We start from the raw sequence: 779 nt of genomic DNA on the forward strand, positions 1-779 counted from the left end.
AGCTTCTCGCCATTTTCTTATTGGTATCCACCATTCTATTTTTTCTATATTTCTATAATCAATTGCATCTATTGTAATTCTTATCCCAAAAACAACTATTTGTAATTTTGAGCTATTAGGATATATACCAAAAAATTTGAAATAATTACTTTTAAATCTTATATCTTCATAATCATAAAATTTTTTCTTTATCATAGTTTTGCAGTCATAGACTCTTCAAAAAAACAATGTGTATATTGATAATATTTCCAATAATCATATAAAAAATATGCATTTGAGCAATCTTTCTTCCATTGTTTAGAACAAACAAAATGTATAATTACTGCTTCTTCATAATTTGGTTTATCATATTTATGATTATAATCTTTAAATAGAAAAAAATTCCATTTTCTATCTATTATTTTTACTTTATCTTTAAATATATAGTTTAATACATCTTAATCTATTAATTTCAATTTATGTAAATTATTAATAAAATATGCATAGAACTCTTTTGCTGTATTTGTTTTTATACATAACTCATTGTTAAATAATATAACTCCAGAATTAAAATATGTTCTATTATTTCCTATTTCTATTAATTCTTTATGTTCTTTATATATATTATATATGGATCTTTAATAACTAAAGTATAATAATTATTTATATTTATACTAAATAATTCTTTTAAACTTCCAGTAATTATTATATCAGAATCTAAGTACAAAACAGCACTTGTTTAAGTTTTTTAAATAGATATTTTTTACATCTATTATAATATAACAAAAAAGTAAAAAACT

General features: G+C 19.3%; 1 protein-coding gene and 2 pseudogenes. All 3 read right to left on the reverse strand.

Annotated features, from left to right (window positions below):
- A pseudogene (locus EZH24_RS12950) lies at nucleotides 1–195 on the reverse strand (glycosyltransferase family 8 protein); the annotation flags it as partial.
- Nucleotides 192–425 (reverse strand): annotated as a pseudogene (locus EZH24_RS15470) (glycosyltransferase family 8 protein); the annotation flags it as partial. The pseudogenes EZH24_RS15470 and EZH24_RS12950, both read right to left, overlap by 4 nt.
- Nucleotides 426–577: 152 nt before the next feature.
- Complete coding sequence (locus EZH24_RS15475; protein WP_419670468.1) at nucleotides 578–706, reverse strand: glycosyltransferase; 129 nt, start codon at nucleotides 704–706, stop codon at nucleotides 578–580.
- Between the last annotated feature and the right edge of the window lie 73 nt (nucleotides 707–779).

It is taken from the genome of Brachyspira catarrhinii (assembly GCF_005518285.1).
In the GTDB taxonomy this organism is placed as follows: Bacteria; Spirochaetota; Brachyspiria; order Brachyspirales; family Brachyspiraceae; genus Brachyspira; species Brachyspira catarrhinii.